Raw genomic sequence first — 1192 nt, forward strand, 5'->3', positions numbered from 1 at the left:
CGTCGAGCGTGCCCTCGACGAAGCCCAGCTCTGCCGCCCCCTCACGTACAGCAGCCGCAGCCTGCGCGGTGTTGCCGACGGTCAGAGTGAGGGTGATCTCAGGATAGGCTCGGCGAAAGGCGACGAGGTAACGGGGCAGCCAATCGCTGGCGATAGTCTGGCTGGCCTGAAGGCTCAGCGTGCCGCGGCGTAGGCCGCTGAGTTCGGCCAGCACCAGCTCCGCGCTTGCTGCTCGCGCGAGCACGGCGCGAGCTTCTCCGAGGAAGATGCGGCCGGCTTCCGTGAGCTCAATGCCGCGCCCGACCCGGTGGAACAGCTTAATCGCGTGCCGGCCCTCGATGATGTTGACCGCCGAGCTTACGGCGGACTGCGCCAGATTGAGCGCCTCGGCAGCACGCGTGACGTGCTCGCGTTCGGCGACCGCCACAAAGATCCGGAGTTGATCCAGGGTCATACAGGCACCTTAGGCGGATCCAGATCTCGGCCGCTCCGTCTCCAGCTCAACGTCCTCTTTCTGCGGCCGACGGAGGGCTGCGTGGCAGATCCAATGCCACACAAATCTATATAACAGATCAGAATGAACGAAGGAATATGTTAGATCGAACGGTCTAGCGGTGAGATGGTAGGAGCTTGAATTGAGAGGCTCCCATGACCCGCCGCCCCAACTTGATAACTCGGATCAACGGCTATCTACCTGGCCTGACGCTTTGTCTGGCGGTCACCGCTGCGGCAATGCTGCTGCAGGAGCTGGAAGAGCATATCTTCGGTCGCGCCTGGCTCGAAGCCCTGGTGCTGGCGATCCTGCTCGGCAGTGCGATCCGCACCGCTTGGACCCCGTCGCAGAGGTTCTTTCCGGGCATCGCCTTCGGGGCCAAGACCGTGCTGGAGATTGCGGTCGTACTGCTTGGAGCCTCGCTCAGCCTCGCGACGATCCTCGCCGCCGGTCCGGGCCTGCTCTTCGGTATTGCGGGCGTCGTCGTGCTCGCGATCCTGTCGAGCTACGGCATCGGCCGGGCGCTCGGGCTGCATCCGCGCATGGCGATCCTCGTCGCCTGCGGCAACTCGATCTGCGGCAACTCGGCGATCGCCGCCACCGCCCCGGTGATCGGCGCCGACGGCGAGGATGTTGCCGCCTCTATCGCCTTCACCGCGGTGCTGGGCGTGCTGGTGGTGCTCGGCCTGCCGCTGCTGG

General features: G+C 65.2%; 2 protein-coding genes. One reads left to right on the plus strand and one right to left on the minus strand.

What is annotated here, in order from left to right; all coding sequences use genetic code 11:
• Window positions 1-454 (minus strand): LysR family transcriptional regulator (locus tag CRT23_RS27560; RefSeq protein ID WP_146056568.1); only part of this gene is annotated, 454 nt, incomplete at its 3' end.
• 194 nt (window positions 455-648) lie between these two features.
• On the opposite strand from CRT23_RS27560, the gene CRT23_RS27565 reads away from it, so the two are divergent.
• The coding region (locus tag CRT23_RS27565) for a putative sulfate exporter family transporter (RefSeq protein WP_146056569.1) at window positions 649-1192 on the plus strand (544 nt) is incomplete at its 3' end.

Source organism: Methylobacterium sp. V23 (genome assembly GCF_002917135.1).
Lineage (GTDB): Bacteria > Pseudomonadota > Alphaproteobacteria > Rhizobiales > Beijerinckiaceae > Methylobacterium.